General features: G+C 72.8%; 13 protein-coding genes. 5 read left to right on the top strand and 8 right to left on the bottom strand.

Annotated elements, in window-relative coordinates; all coding sequences use genetic code 11:
- Positions 1–84 precede the first annotated feature (84 nt).
- Positions 85–885, bottom strand: coding sequence for a phosphatase (locus RM812_RS22050; RefSeq protein WP_311574948.1), 801 nt, complete (start codon positions 883–885; stop codon positions 85–87).
- 61 nt (positions 886–946) lie between these two features.
- Positions 947–2,779: a PucR family transcriptional regulator gene (locus RM812_RS22045; RefSeq protein ID WP_311574954.1), complete on the bottom strand. Its 1,833-nt coding sequence runs from the start codon at positions 2,777–2,779 to the stop codon at positions 947–949.
- 174 nt (positions 2,780–2,953) lie between these two features.
- Here RM812_RS22045 and speB point away from each other — a divergent pair, with 174 nt between their 5' ends.
- Both speB and RM812_RS22035 read left to right on the top strand, forming a co-directional pair.
- Positions 2,954–3,925 carry an agmatinase gene (gene speB, locus RM812_RS22040; RefSeq protein WP_311574947.1) on the top strand — a complete coding sequence of 324 codons (972 nt, stop codon included), beginning with the start codon at positions 2,954–2,956 and terminating at the stop codon, positions 3,923–3,925.
- The gene (locus RM812_RS22035; RefSeq protein WP_311574946.1) at positions 3,922–5,607 is read left to right on the top strand and encodes a thiamine pyrophosphate-binding protein; all 1,686 of its coding nucleotides are present in this window, start codon (positions 3,922–3,924) and stop codon (positions 5,605–5,607) included. Before speB ends, RM812_RS22035 begins: the two co-directional genes overlap by 4 nt.
- Positions 5,608–5,617: 10 nt before the next feature.
- Here the strand turns inward: RM812_RS22035 and RM812_RS22030 are convergent, their stop codons facing one another.
- From RM812_RS22030 to RM812_RS22010, 5 genes are all read right to left on the bottom strand, one after another.
- Complete coding sequence (locus RM812_RS22030) at positions 5,618–6,442, bottom strand: endonuclease I family protein (protein ID WP_311574945.1); 825 nt, start codon at positions 6,440–6,442, stop codon at positions 5,618–5,620.
- Between the two features lie 150 nt (positions 6,443–6,592).
- On the bottom strand, positions 6,593–8,872 hold the full coding sequence (locus tag RM812_RS22025; protein ID WP_311574944.1) for a mannosyltransferase YkcB-related protein: 2,280 nt from the start codon (positions 8,870–8,872) through the stop codon (positions 6,593–6,595).
- 74 nt (positions 8,873–8,946) lie between these two features.
- Entirely contained in the window at positions 8,947–9,486 is a 540-nt protein-coding gene (locus tag RM812_RS22020) for a hypothetical protein (RefSeq protein WP_311574943.1), read from the bottom strand.
- Positions 9,487–9,650: 164 nt separating this feature from the next.
- Positions 9,651–9,875, bottom strand: coding sequence for a DUF397 domain-containing protein (locus RM812_RS22015; protein ID WP_311574942.1), 225 nt, complete (start codon positions 9,873–9,875; stop codon positions 9,651–9,653).
- Complete coding sequence (locus RM812_RS22010) at positions 9,868–10,662, bottom strand: helix-turn-helix domain-containing protein (protein ID WP_311574941.1); 795 nt, start codon at positions 10,660–10,662, stop codon at positions 9,868–9,870. The genes RM812_RS22015 and RM812_RS22010 overlap by 8 nt, the downstream gene beginning before the upstream one ends.
- A 162-nt stretch (positions 10,663–10,824) precedes the next feature.
- On the opposite strand from RM812_RS22010, the gene RM812_RS22005 reads away from it, so the two are divergent.
- Together RM812_RS22005 and RM812_RS22000 are read left to right on the top strand one after the other, a co-directional pair.
- Positions 10,825–11,148, top strand: coding sequence for a hypothetical protein (locus tag RM812_RS22005; protein ID WP_311574940.1), 324 nt, complete (start codon positions 10,825–10,827; stop codon positions 11,146–11,148).
- Positions 11,145–11,426, top strand: a complete 282-nt coding sequence (locus RM812_RS22000) for a hypothetical protein (RefSeq protein WP_311574939.1) — start codon at positions 11,145–11,147, stop codon at positions 11,424–11,426. The genes RM812_RS22005 and RM812_RS22000 overlap by 4 nt, the downstream gene beginning before the upstream one ends.
- 10 nt (positions 11,427–11,436) lie before the next feature.
- On the opposite strand, the gene RM812_RS21995 is transcribed toward RM812_RS22000, so the two are convergent.
- On the bottom strand, positions 11,437–11,808 hold the full coding sequence (locus tag RM812_RS21995) for a hypothetical protein (protein WP_311574938.1): 372 nt from the start codon (positions 11,806–11,808) through the stop codon (positions 11,437–11,439).
- 267 nt (positions 11,809–12,075) lie between these two features.
- Here RM812_RS21995 and RM812_RS21990 point away from each other — a divergent pair, with 267 nt between their 5' ends.
- A complete protein-coding gene (locus RM812_RS21990) occupies positions 12,076–13,065 on the top strand; it encodes an esterase-like activity of phytase family protein (RefSeq protein WP_311574937.1) in 990 nt (329 codons plus the stop codon).
- Positions 13,066–13,094 lie beyond the last annotated feature (29 nt).

Below are 13,094 nucleotides of genomic sequence, written 5' to 3'. Positions count from 1 at the left end.
GGGGCCGGTACTGCCGTTACTGCGCCGAACACCGCGGCGTTTGAGCGCGAAGCCGTCCCCCTCCGTCGCCCCCCGTCGACCCCCCTACGCCCGGCCCGCCTCCAGCCCCGCCTCCGCCAGCAGGTACGCCGTCATCGGGTCGTAGTACCGCGGGCTCACCACGTGGTCGTCCAGCGGTACCGCCACCTGCAGCGTGCCCTCCGACTCGGCGAGGAAGAGCGCCGGGTCGTTGCAGTCGGCGTAGCCGACGGAGTCGACGCCGTGCTGAGCGGCGTAACCCGCCCAGCCGTGGTCGGCGACCACCAGGTCGGGCAGCGGGCGACCCTCGCGCTCCAGGCCGGTCAGGATGGCCTGCATCGGCCCGCCGGAGTGCGTGTGCCACAGCGAGGCGCCGTGCTCCAGCACCGCCACGTCCGCGAACTGCTGGACGTACCCCTCCTCCGTGGTCAGCCCCTCCGGGATCACCACGATCTCGCAGCCGGCGGTGCGCAACGCCTGGGCCGTGGCGCGGTGCACGTCGAGCAGACCGCCCGGGTGGCCGGTGGCGAACAGCACCCGCTGCCCGCCCTCGGCCGCCTTGCGCAGCCGCCCGGCCATGCGCTCCAGCGCGGCCACCGTCAGCTCGGGGTCGATGGTGTCCTGGCCGTACCGGTACTCCGGGTCGTCGTTGACACCCACCCGCTCCGCCATCACCGCGAGCACGTCCTGCTCGTCACTCCAGCGGTCGCCCAACTCCAGGCCGAGCCAGTAGTTGCGGTCGCCGTTCGCCAGCTTCCGGTAGTGGGAGAGGTTGTTCTCGCGGGGCGTTGCGACGTCGCCCGCGATACGCGTCCTGACGAGGTGTTCGGCGAGTTCGGCGCGGCTGGGTGTCCCGGGTATCGGCATGGCTCCATTGTGAGGCAGCCGCCGGTCGGCGTCTGCGGCACGCCGCACGCTGGGACGTGGCTCACCTCCGCAGCGCGAACCACAGCTCCATCCGTACGTCCGGGTCGTCGAGGTCGCTGTCCAGCAGGGCCGCGCAGCGGGCGATGCGCTGCCGGACGGTGTTGCGGTGCACGGACAGGGCGACGGCGGTGCGGTCCCAGCTGCCGTGCAGGGAGAGCCAGGCGCGCAGCGTCTCGGTGAGCGCCGGGACGGCCGCGACCGGCGCGAGCAGCGCACGCGCGTGGGCCTCGGCCTCGCTGTCCGGCACGAGGTCGGCGAGCGCGGGCCGCGCGCCGTGCCGGACGAGCGGCGCGCGGAGGGCCCTGGCCCGGGCCAGCGCGCGGGCCGCCTGGGCGTCGGCGGCCGGCCACTCGGCGGGGGCGACGGGGGCGCTGACGCCGAGGGTCCAGCCGGGCAGAGCGTCGGGGCCGGGATCGGCGGCGGCCTTCGCCCCGGTGGTGCGGCCCGCGGCGGCGGAGCCGACCGCGCCGGTGATGCGGCCTGTGGGGCCGGGGGAGGCCGCCTGGCCGGACGAGGCGGTCGGACCGGACGAGGCGGTCGGACCGGTGGCGGCTGCCGAACCAGCCTCGCCCCGCTTCCCCGCGCCGGTCCGGGCCTTCAAGCCCGCCCCTGTGCCGGGGTGGGTCGTCGGGTCCGGCTTCGTGCCGGGGTGGGTTCTCGGGTCCGGCTTCGTGCCGGTGGGGGCCTTCGGGTCCGGCTCCGTGCTGACCCCTGGGGCCGGCGTCGCGGCGGCCTGCGGGGTGGCCGGTACGAGGACCCGTACGACGTCCCCGGCCGGGTCGACCAGCGGGGAGCCGAGGGCCGCGCCCAGCGCCGAGGCGGACACCGGGTCGGGGGAGCCGGTGTCCGGGCGGGCGTGGACGACGTGCCAGTGGCCGCCGCCCTCGCCGTCCCCTCCGCCGAGCAGCGGGGCGACCTGCTCGGGCCGGGCGCCCAGCAGCAGCCGTACGAGCGCGGAGGAGCGGGCCGCACCCGTGCCGCTCAGGTGCTCGCCGGTGAGGAGGGAGAGCAGCACGGCGGCGACCGAGGCGATGGTGTGGTCCCCCGACCTGTCCCCCGACGCGTGGTGCGGTGCCGCGACCCCGAGGACGAAGCCCTGCCCGGTGCCGAGGGCGTACGCGGCGAGCCGGGTGCCGGCGACGGCGTCCGTGGCGGTGCTGGAGGCGTGGCCGGTGACGAACCGGGCCAGTTCCGCCAGCGCCCGCCGTACCTCACCCCCCGTCTCCCGCCCCGCCGCCGCGATCTCCGTGCCCTGCGGCCCGAACAGCACCGCACGCCCGTCGAGCCGGGCGGCCAGCCGGCGCAGCACCGACGGCACCGGGTCGGGACGCGAGGCCGCCGAGGCCAGGCCCTGCTGGGCCTCGGAGATCCGGCGCAGCTCGGCCAGCCGGGCCTGCGCCATCAGCTGCCACACCGCGCGGGCCACGCCCGAGAACGTCGTCCGCGGGGGCACCTCCACCAGCGGCAGCCCGTACGCCTCGCAGGCGGCGACCAGCTCCTTGGGCACGGTGTCGTGCACGGGCGCCACCCCGAAGCCGAGCGCGGCGCCGCCCGCCGCCACGATCCGGGACACGTAGGCGTCGAAGTAGGCCTCCGAGTCCGCACCCCGCGGGATGTGCACGCCCGCCGTCAGCAGCAGCTCGCCGCCCAGCAGATACGGAAAGGGGTCGGACATCTCCGAGGTGTGCGCCCAGTGGACCGTCACGCCCGCGGCCGGCGGCCCGGCGACCTGGCGCAGCCCCAGGTCGTCCCGCGACAGCAGGGACTCGAGGGACACCGGGGGAGTGGGAGGCACGGGCGCGGGAGACGCGGGGGGAACGGCCGACTCCTGCATGGTGGACATTCCCTCCGTTCGAGCGACGATGAGTGGATGAAACGTACACTTCGCAGCCGCTTCGCAGCCACCTAGTGTCGGCCGCGGCCCAGCCCGGACCGGCGGCCCCGGCCCCTCGGTAAAGTCGGACAGCAGTAGTACATACGCGACGAAGCGTAAGAAGGAAGGCAGCACATGAGCAGCAACGAGACGCCCCGCGGCCCCGTCGACTCCTCCCGCGTCCCCCGGTACGCCGGTCCCGCGACGTTCGCCCGGCTGCCCCGCCTGGACGAGGTCGCCGCCGCCGACGTCGCCGTCGTGGGCGTGCCGTTCGACTCGGGCGTCTCGTACCGGCCCGGTGCCCGCTTCGGCGGCAACGCCATCCGCGAGGCCTCCCGCCTGCTGCGCCCCTACAACCCGGCCCAGGACGCCTCCCCCTTCGCCCTCGCCCAGGTCGCGGACGGCGGCGACATCGCCGTGAACCCGTTCAACATCAACGAGGCCGTCGAGACGATCGAGGCCGCCGCCGACGACCTCCTCGGCACCGGCGCCCGCCTGATGACCCTGGGCGGCGACCACACCATCGCGCTCCCGCTGCTGCGCTCGGTCGCGAAGAAGCACGGCCCGGTCGCCCTGCTCCACTTCGACGCCCACCTGGACACGTGGGACACCTACTTCGGTGCCGAGTACACGCACGGCACGCCGTTCCGGCGCGCGGTGGAGGAGGGCATCCTCGACACGTCGGCGCTCTCCCACGTGGGCACCCGCGGCCCCCTGTACGGCAAGCAGGACCTCACCGACGACGAGAAGATGGGCTTCGGCATCGTCACCTCCTCGGACGTCTACCGCCGCGGCGCCGACGAGGTCGCCGACCAGCTCCGCCAGCGCATCGGCGACCGGCCCCTCTACATCTCCATCGACATCGACTGCCTGGACCCCGCCCACGCCCCCGGCACCGGCACCCCCGAGGCCGGCGGCATGACCTCCCGCGAGCTGCTGGAGATCCTGCGCGGCCTGGCATCCTGCAACCTGGTGTCGGCCGACGTCGTCGAGGTGGCCCCCGCGTACGACCACGCGGAGATCACGTCGGTGGCGGCCTCCCACACCGCTTACGAACTGACGACGCTCATGTCCCGCCGGATCGCCCAGGAGAAGGCAGCGAAGTGACCCACGACCACGACCTGGTGCTCCGTCCGACCGCCGCCCAGACGGAGGCCGCGCTGAACCCTCCGCCCGGCCGCACCGGCGGAGACCTGGTCGTGGAGACCCTGGCCGGGCTCGGCGCGACCACCGTCTTCGGCCTGCCCGGCCAGCACGCCCTCGGCGTGTTCGACGCGCTGCGCCGCTCCGACCTGCGCTACGTCGGCCTGCGGGTGGAGAACAACGCCGGCTTCGCGGCGGACGCCTACGGCCGCATCACCGGCGAGGCGGCCCCGCTGCTGCTGTCGACCGGCCCGGGCGCCCTCACCTCGCTGGCCGCGCTGCACGAGGCGCGGGCGGCCTCCGCCCCCGTCCTGGCGATCAGCAGCCAGGTCCCGACGGCCGGCCTGGGCGGCGGCCGCCACGGATACCTGCACGAACTCCCCGACCAGGCGGCCTCCTTCCGGGGCGTGGTGAAGTCCGTCCACACGGTCCGCACCCAGTCCCAGATCCCGTCCGCGATCGCTCAGGCGTGGACGTCGGCGCTGACCGCCCCGCACGGACCGGTGTGGGTGGAGATCCCGCAGGACGTCCTCCTGGCACGGACGGCCGTCCCGGTGGTGACGGGCGGCGACACCTTCCCCGAGGAACTGCCCCCACGCCCCGAACTGACGGCGGTGGCGGCCGACCTGCTGTCACGGGCCGCCCGTCCGGCGATCATCGCGGGCGGGGGAGTCGTCCGGGCGGACGCGTCGAAGAAGCTGCGGCAGCTCGCGGAGAGGCTCCAGGCCCCCGTCGTCACGACCTTCGGCGGCAAGGGCGCGTTCCCGTGGACGCACCCCCTCTCCCTCCAGTCCTGGCTGGAGGACCGGCACACGACGGACTTCCTGGAGGACGCCGACGTACTCCTGGTGGTCGGCTCGGGACTCGGCGAACTCTCCTCGAACTACCACACGTTCGAGCCGCGTGGCCGGGTCGTCCAGATCGAGGCCGACCTCGGCAAACTGGAGTCCAACCACCCGGCGCTCGGCGTCCACGCCGACGCACGCCTCGCGCTCCAGGCGCTCCTGGAAACCGTCGGGGAGCGCCCCGACCCGACAGCCCCGGAGCGGGTCCGCGCGCTGCTGGACCGCGTCCGCGAGCGGATCGCCGCCCAGGGACTCACCCTGGAGCAGGACGTGCTGGCGGCGGTCCGCAGGGCACTGCCCGCCGCGTCCCCGTCCTTCTGGGACATGACCATCCTGACCTACTGGGCGTGGTCGGCCTTCGACGCCAAGGGCCCCAACACCATGCACTCGGCCCAGGGCGCCGGCGGCCTCGGCTACGGCTTCCCGGCGGCGCTGGGTGCCGCCGCCGCGGACCCCACCCGTCCGGTGCTGGCGGTGTCCGGCGACGGCGGCGCCCTGTACTCCGTCGCCGAACTGGCCACGGCCCGCCAGTACGACCTGAACGTCACCTGGCTGATCGTCGACGACGGCGGCTACGGCATCCTGCGCGAGTACATGACGGACGCCTTCGGGCAGGCCACGGCGACGGAGCTGACCCGCCCCGACTTCGTGGCGCTGGCCGAGTCCTTCGGGGTGCCCGGGGTGCGTACGTCCCCCGGCACCCTGGAGACGGACCTGGCGAAGGCGCTCGCCGCACCGGGCCCGCAGGTGGTCGTGCTCCCCGCGGCGCTGCGGATGTTCGCGCCGACGCACCTCGGCTGACCGGGGGCGCCTACCAGATCGCCTCCACCCACTCCGGGTGGTCGACGAACGGGTTGCGGTTGTGCTGGTAGGAGTCGAAGATGACCTGGTTGCGGCGCTGCTCGAAGGCGTCCGGCGGGTCCTCGTCGTTCCATTCCTTCAGCACGGCGAGCTTGCCGATGTAGGGGTTGCTGCCGTTGTTGACGCTGCTGTTGACCTCCAGGTCGGCCCAGCCGTCGCCGCCCTCGTAGCGGACCGCCATGTAGAAGATCATGCGGGCCACGTCGCCCTTCACGGCGTCGCGGGGCTCGAAGGAGTCGGAGTCGGTGAGGCTTCCGCCGCCGCCGGAGACGGCGCTGCCGCCGTTGTCGAAGTCCTTGTTGCCCCGGACGCTGTTGACCCTGACGTCCTCGGGGCGCAGGTGGTGCAGGTCGGTGCCGGGCCCGATCGAGGTGCCGAAGTCGCCGTGGGACTTGGCCCACACGTGCTCACGGTTCCAGTCGCCGGTGTCGCCGCCGTTCAGTGACTTGCTGCGGGAGACGCCGGAGTAGAGCAGGATCACGTTGCCGCTGTTGGCGGGGTCCTGGTCGGTGGCCTTCAGGGCGTCCCAGACCGCGGAGTACGAGAGCTTGGTCTGGTCGCTGATGATCGTGTGGAGCGAGGACTTGAGGCCCGCCCCCGTCCTGCCGATCGCGTTCTTGTAGTACGTCGAGTCGTAGTCCGTGGGCGTGGCGGCCGTCGCCGTCGCCGTGGCCGTGGCCGGCGTCGCGGTCAGGGCGGGAGCGGCGAGGCCGGCGAGGACGACGGCCGTGGCGAGGGCCACCGCCCTCCGGCGTCGAGTGCGCGTCGCGAGCATGTGGGGTGTCCGATCTACGCGGGTTGCAAGAAGCGGTGGATCGAGCGTGGCATGGACATGTAGGAGGTGGGGTGTACGGAACGTGGCGATTGCGTGACCACGGCCCCCGACCGGGGTGGTCGGGGGCCGCAGTGACGGGTGTGCCGGAAGTCAGTTCACGTCCGAGGGGTCCAACCGGTAGACGGACGGCGTGCTTTCGGACGAGGAGGAGGTCGCGCCGTACTCGCTCTCCTCGACGGCCGTACCGTGCTCCTGCACCCACTGGGTGACCTCGGCGCCGACCCCGGAGCCGCGGCCCATGCCGCCGCCCATGCCCTGGCCGCCGACCTGGACGTAGTGCAGCTCGCCCTTGGCCACCAGCTCCTTGAGCCGGGCGAGGGTCATCGCGTTGTCGCTGCCGGACCAGCCCCACATGGAGATGACCGGTTCTCCGCTGCTGAGGATGAGCTGCGCGGCGCCCTGCGAACTGGACACCGCCAGCAGCCACCTGGCGCCGTCCTGGTGCTTCTTCAGGTAGGCGATCAGCTCGCTGCTCGCACCGCCCATTCCGCCGCCGCCCATTCCGCCGCCGAAGCCGCCGGTGCCGCCCGGTCGTTCGCCCGCGCCGGTGTCGCCGTTCGCGTCGGTGCCGCCCGTGCCGCCCTTGGCGCCGGTGCTACCGTTCGCGTCCGTGTCGCCGTTCGCCCCCGTGCCGGTCTGAGGGGGTGTGCCGCCCGCTCCCTCGGTGTTGCCGGGGGCCTGGCCGTTCTCGCCGCCGCCGGGCAGTTCACCGCCGTCCGGGAAAGTGCCGCCGTCCGGGAAAGTGCCGCCGTCCGGGAAGGTGCCGCCGCCCGGGCCGTTCTGGCCGTCCTGCGGTTGCCCGCCGGGCCCCTCGCCGCCCCCGCCGCCCGGGAACCCGCCCCGGCCGCCGTCGCCTCCGCCGCCCGGCCCGCCCATGCCGCCACCCGTGGAAGGCCCGGCGGTCGGGTTGGTCCCGCCCATGCCGCCGCCCGAACCGGACGGCACCGACCACGCGTACGCCGCCGGACCCGCGACCCCGGCGACGACGGCCGCCGCCACGGACGCCGCCAGCAGTCGCGTCCGGCGCCCCGAACGGAAGACCAGCAGCCCCGCGATCGCCAGCGCCATGACCACCGCGATCGCAGGCCACAGCCAGGTGTTCCAGCCGGACGCGCGGCGCAGCAGCACGATCGCCCAGACCCCGGTGACACCGAGAGCGAGGGGCAGCACCCACACCCACCGCCGGTCGGCGCGGAAGGCACGCAGCAGCATGACACCGCCGCCCCCGCACAGCGCCGCGATGCCCGGCGCGAGCGCGGTCGTGTAGTACGGGTGCATCGTGCCCTCGGCCATGCTGAACGTCAGGTAGTGCAGGACCGTCCAGCCGCCCCACAGCACCAGCGCGGCGCGCGTGGGGTCGGTGCGGGGCGCCCGGCCGCAGAGCGCCAGGCCGCCGACGAGCGCGATGCCCGCGAAGGGGAGCAGCCAGGAGATCTGGCCGCCGAGGACGTCGTTGAACATCCGGCCGATGCCCGCCGCGCCCGAGAAGCCGCCTCCGCCGCCCCCGCCTCCGCCGCCCATGTTGCCGTCGCCGCCGAAGATCCGGCCGAGGCCGTTGTAGCCCGTGATCAGGTCCCAGGCCGTGCCGTCCGTCGAACCGCCGATGTACGGCCGCGCGGAGGCGGGCACCAGGGACACCGCCGCCGCCCACCAGAAACTGGAGACGGCCAGGGCGACGGCGGCGAGCACCAGGTTCCTGACCCGCTTGGTCCAGCCGAGGTCCGACGCGTAGACGTACACGACGAAGACCGCCGGGAGCGCGATGTAGCCCTGGAGCATCTTGGTGTTGAAGGCGAGCCCGAAGCAGGCCGCCGAGCCCAGCAGGGGCAGCAGCCGCCCGTCGCGGACCGTGCGCAGCCCGAGGGCCGCTCCGCCCACCATCAACAGCACCAGCAGTGTGTCGGGGTTGTTGTCCCGGTTGATGGCGACCGTGATCGGGGTCAGCGCCAGCACCAGCGCGGCGAGTGCCGCCGCGCCGTGGCCCCACACCCGCTTCACCGAGGCGTGCAGGATCCAGATCGTCGCCAGCGCTGCCACGATCAGCGGCAGCATCATCTGCCAGGTGCCGTATCCCAAGAGGCGGCAGGACAGGCCCATGACCATCAGCGCCAGGGGCGGCTTGTCGACGGTCAGGAAGTTCCCCGCGTCCAGCGAACCGAAGAACCACGCCTTCCAGCTCTCGGTGCCGCTGAGCACGGCGGCACTGTAGAAGCTGTTCAGGCCGGCCCCGGACAGGTTCCAGGCGTACAGCCCGGCTGCCAGGACGAGGATCGCCGGCAGAGCGGGCCGCGACCATCGGGGCGTGTCGGCCGTGGGGGAAGGGGCGGGCGGCTCGGTGGCCGCGTGCGGTGGAGCGGTGGCAGATGTCACCACGCCACCGTGTCCACGGTCGATGGGCACGGGCTGTGGTCCGCCTGGGGGCGAGCTGTGAATCCCGTGCGGGGTCACTCCGCTGCGGCCGCCCACGGGGTGAGCAGGTCGCGCAGCAGTTCGGCGAAGGCGGCGTCCAGGGTGTCCTCCCACTCCTGGTCGCCGACGGCCTCGGGACAGAGGGCGGCGGGACGGGCGATCCACAGGATCTTCCAGGGCCGGGAGTGAAGGACGGGATCGCTCCAGATTCCGCCGCTCGGTGCGAGCGGGTGCAGCAGGTCGCCGACGCATTCCGTCACGACCCGCACCAGAGGGCCGTCGGTCGTCACGTGCGCCTTCGCCATCGCGGTGGGCGAGGTACGGGCGACGGCCGCTGTCGTCGGGTGGCGCCGGACGTTGCGTACGACCTGGCAGAGGTGCCCGGTGATCCCCTCGACGGTGCCGTCGCTCGGGTGGGTGCGGTGTGCGGCGTCGAAGGCCCGTGCGAGTTCGACCGTCAGCGCGCGCAGACGCAGTGCGGAGGCGGTCTTCCAGCTCGTGTAGAGGTAGTTGCGGGAGACTCCACAAGCGCGGGCGATGGCGGTCACGGACACGTCCAGACCATCGGTGCGCATGAGAGTGCGGACTGTGCTGATCACATGCCCTGTGCCGGGAGGGTTGCGGTCGTGCCGAGGGGCGGGGCTCATGGCCCTATCGTCGAAAAAGCGTGAGCACTTGGGGGCGTTCTGTCATGGGGCCACTCAAATGAGCGAGTGGATGACAGGGAGGGGGGTGGTGTTCACGCTTTTGAGGGGGTGGGGGCTTCCTTGAGGGCTGTGATGAACGACGTCCAGCCGGCCACCGAGAACACCAACGCCGGCCCCCCCGGCACCTTCGAGTCCCGCACGGGTATCCCAGAAGGGTGCCCGTCCATCACCTCTACGCAGCTGCCTGCCTCGTTGCCGCTGTACGTGGACCTGCGCCAGCCTACGAGGTCGGCCGCGTTCGCAATGTTCTCAGGCATCGTCCTTGTAGTCCTTCGCGGTCGACTTGAGCAGGGCAAGCGATTCACGTAGTGGCAGTGCATCGCTCAACGCGTGATAGTAAGCGCCCTGCAAACGCTCGACGACGGCTGGACTGTCGTGGATCTTGGCGACGTGGATACCTTCCGAGTACGCCACGGGGGGCTGGTCCTCGAACCACAGCAGACTCAGCATGCTCTGCATCACCGGATAGGCGCCTTGTTGGTGGGGCATCACATGCACCCGGACACGGCCGCTCTCCACGAGCCGGGAAAGGTGTGTGAGTTGGTCTGCCATTACCTGCCGGTCACCGACCACGCGGTGCAGCAGTGCCGCGTCCAGCAGCCCCCAGAAGATGGGGGTGGCCGGATCGTCGAGGAGCTTTCCCCGTTCGAGGCGTGTGACAAGGCGCCTGTCACATTCTTCGGCCGTCAACGGAGGGTACGTGGTACCGAGAACAGCACGTGCGTACCCCTCCGTCTGCAGGAGGCCGGGGATGAATGTCACGGCTGACTCCCGGATCGCCACCGCCTGCGCCTCCAGCAGCCGCGCCGCCTCGAAGTAGTCCGCGACCGCCGCCTCCTCCGGAGGAAGGAAGCTGCTCAGCACATCCCCCGTGTTCAGGGCCCGGTCCAGCCGTCGCGCGTCGTCCTTCGACGGCACCCGGCGCCCCGCCTCGATGTGGGCGATGTGCGACCGCGTCATGATGGCCATGTCGGCCAGCTGCTGCTGCGTCAGGTCGGCCGCCTCGCGCTGCTGCTTGAGCCAGTCGCCGTAGATGTTGCTCATCCGTTCGACTCCCGTGTGACAAAGGCGTTGTCACATCCGTACCTCTGGCGAGCCTAGCTCCGGCCGTCTCACTCTGTACGCGGATCGCTACGGAAAGCGAGACCCCCGCGACCGTCGCACCGGTCCGGGGGCATGGTCACCGATCGCTACGGAGTCGACGACATGCGTCACCGTACCGCCCGCTTCGCCGGGCTGCCCCTGCTTCTGCTCGACCTGCTCCTGCCGGGCTCGGGCCGGCGGCGCCGACGACGTCGTCCCGCGACGACGCCCACCGCACCCCCGTACCTCGCGGACGTCACCGTCCACCGCACCGGCATGCCCGCCCTGCGCGGTGAGGACAACGCCCTCGTACGCCCCTACCTGCTGGCCCACGAACGGCGCGAGGAGGCCCGGCGGCAGCGGGTCCGGCGCCGGGCGTTGCGGGTCGCGGTGCACGGCGTCGACCTCGGGCCGCGTGTGCTCCACGGCGTGGAGGTGGCCCGGTGAACGACCGCCCGCGCCAGGCCCGGCTGCTGCCCTGGGTGGGCTCCGGGGGCAAGCCCTGCTACCTGCTGACCGACGGCGGCGGACGGCTGTCCCGGATGGCCGACGTCATCGAGACCACCCAACTGGACATGGCCGAGGACCTGCTGGAGCACGCCGCCGACCTGCTCGCCGACGCGCGGGCGACGCCCGAGCAGCTCCGCTTCTGCCTGACCCGGATGCGAGAGGCGCTGACCGACGTGCACCGCATCGCGGTGAGCAGGGGCATGCGGTCGCGTTGAACGAGGCGGGTCAGTCGAGCAGTTCGGGCACCGTCTCCTTGAGTGTCGTGAGCTGAGCCCGGTATCCGGCGTTGAACTCGGCCAGTTCGGGTTGGCCGAGGTTGTCCTTGAGGGCACCCTGCTTCAGGGGCACCACGGCGGGCATCGCGCGGAACACCTCGGCCATCGCCTCCGCGTGCCGGCCCTTCTGGACAGCGGTCACCAGGTCCTCGAAGAGGTCCAGCTTCAGCGCCTGGATCCGTTGGCGCGGACTGTCCTTGTCCTTGAACTCGTCCTGGAGGGTCGGCTTGGGGCTGCGGGGGTCCGCGATGAACTTCAGCACCCGCAGCGTCGCGTACAGCCGCCCGGCCAGCCTCTGACCGCTTTCCTTCTGCTCTGGCATGGCTCATTACTTGCCAGCACGGCCTCCTTGAACCCCGCCCTGATCCCCGTCCTTCGTCAAGCGGCCAACTTCCGGCCATCCCCCCGTCCTAGTGCCGCAACAGGCAACGTTCGCCCCGTCGCGACGCCCGGCACGCACTCTCGCCGCACCGGCCGAAAGCCCGAGTACGTCCAGTACGAGGGCTTCCGGCCGGCACGCCGAGAGCACGCACCGGACGCCGCTCCTTACCGGGCAAACGTTGCCTGCCGCGGCACTAGGGTGGCGCCCATGCGCCCGAGAACCCTCCGTACCGTCCTCGCCACCGTCACCGCGGGTCTCGCGGCGGCCGGCTGCCTGACCGCCGCCGGACCGGCCGCCGCGCAGGAGAAGCCGCCGAGGAACGACTGCTCGCCCGCCGTCTCCCTCACCGGCTACTCCGACGCCCTCGACAAGACCACCCACGGCGACACCTACGTCGGCAACCTCTCCGCCCTCGCCCCCGACAGGCGCGGCTCCCTGGCCGCCCTCTCCGACCGCTCGTCCCTCTTCCGGCTGGACGCACGCACCCTGGAGCCGCGGGGTGTGATCGCGCTCGCCGACGAGAGCGGCGCCGCGCTCGACGCCGAGGGACTGGTCGTCGACGGCGACGGCACGTACCTCGTCTCCTCCGAGACCGAGCCGTCCGTCCGCCGCTACTCCCGCACCGGCGAGATCCTCGGCCGCCTGCCCGTGCCGGACGACCTCCGTACCGCCCCCGGGGGCCGGGCCAGGGCGAACGGCAGCTTCGAGGGGCTCACGCTCCTCCCCGGCGGCCGGACCCTGCTCGCCTCCATGGAGTACCCGCTGGCCGGCGATCCCGCCGGCCTGGTCCGCTTCCAGACCTGGCAGCGGACGGGGCACGGCCCCTTCCGGCTCGGCGCCCAGTACACGTACCGGACCGACACCGGCCTCGGCGTCTCCGAGGTCACCGCGACCCCCGACGGTCGCCTCCTCGTCCTGGAGCGCGGCTTCACCTCCGGGGTCGGCAACAGCGTCCGCCTGTACGCGGCCGACCGGCGCGGCGCCACGCTCGGCAAGAGCCTCCTCGCCGACCTCGCCGACTGCCCCTCCCTCGGCGCCGCCGCCAGGCAGCCCCAGCCGAATCCGCTCCTCGACAACTTCGAGGGCATGGCCGTCACCGGTCGGAGCAAGGGCCGCCTGGACGTCCTGATCGTCAGCGACGACAACCGGAGCGACGTACAGACGACCCGCTTCCTCCGGCTCCGCGTGCGCGCCTGAATTGTTGCGGCGGGATGAAATCCCCGGTC

It is taken from the genome of Streptomyces lancefieldiae (assembly GCF_031845825.1).
Taxonomy (GTDB): domain Bacteria; phylum Actinomycetota; class Actinomycetes; order Streptomycetales; family Streptomycetaceae; genus Streptomyces; species Streptomyces lancefieldiae.
Note: the sequence above shows the minus strand (reverse complement) of the source record. Positions and strands in the feature narration are given on the sequence as shown.